This window comes from Plantactinospora sp. ZYX-F-223, from assembly GCF_039649625.1.
Taxonomy (GTDB): Bacteria; Actinomycetota; Actinomycetes; order Mycobacteriales; family Micromonosporaceae; genus Plantactinospora.
The window spans coordinates 1-1011 of the sequence record NZ_JBDJAV010000176.1; the positions used below are offsets into that span (position 1 = coordinate 1).

The window sequence follows — 1011 nt, forward strand, 5'->3', positions numbered from 1 at the left end:
CAGGGACGGGCGCCGCCGCCCGGCTGGATCCGGCTGATCAGGTCGTGCATCGGCTTGGTGCCGCTGCCGACCATGATCCCGGTGACGATGCCGTCGACCCAGACCGGCAGGCCCTGCCATTCCGGCCCGGCGATCGCGTGCAGCAGATAGAAGCCGCCGGCCGTGGAGGCGAGCGTCGCGACCGCGACCGCGATCCCCCAGGCGACGACCGTGCGGTTGCCCCGACCCCGGTCGGCCCGCTCGCGCAGTGCGGCCACCGCCGCCTGCTCGGCCGGGGTCGCCTCGCGGGACAGAGTGGCCAGCTCGACCTCGGCCCGCTGGGCCGCCGCCTCGACCCGACGTCCCGGCAGCCACCGGGAGAACGGCTCCAGGATCCGTTCGACCGCGGCGGCGAAGACGATCAGTACGCCGAAGACGGCGACGGTGTCCGGCGGCTGCATCGTCTCCGCGCTCCCACCACTGGACCAGATCGTCCAGGAGCCGAACCCGGCGGCTCCGATCAGGACGAAGGCGGTGAACACCGCGCCGAAGCTGGCCGGTGCCGTACCGGGGCGGGAGCCGCCGTCGGGGGCGGCCGGGTCGTCACCGGCCGATGTGGCCGGTCCGGCCCCGGTGGGCGTACCCGATCCGGGAGCCTGCCCGGCACCACCGCTGTGGCCGGTCGCCGGCCTGCCGGTGTCCACATCGGAGAAAGCGCCGGGAGCGGGTGCCGCGGCGACCCGGCCGACGGCGGCCCCGACGAGTTGACCCGCCTGCCCGACCACCGAACTACCCCGCTCCAGCGCCATGGCTCCCCACCCTCGAGTCAGCGCTCATCCGAACTGCCGCGGCGAGGCTACCGCCCCGGCGGGCCCGGCCGGACAACCGGGTGGCCCGATACGACCGAACCGGCAGCGGCCTTCCAGGCGACCTCTACGCATGGGAGGCTGTCGATGTTTCTTGCGGGTGGGCACGGGTCACACCGCCGACGGGCTGCGGCGGCACCTCCACATGCCAGCTCTCCGACCCGAA

Annotated in this window: 1 pseudogene; it reads right to left on the reverse strand. The window is 74.6% G+C overall.

Annotated elements, in window-relative coordinates:
- Positions 1 to 788: pseudogene (locus AAH979_RS43050) on the reverse strand (hypothetical protein); the annotation flags it as partial.
- Positions 789 to 1011: the final 223 nt, after the last annotated feature.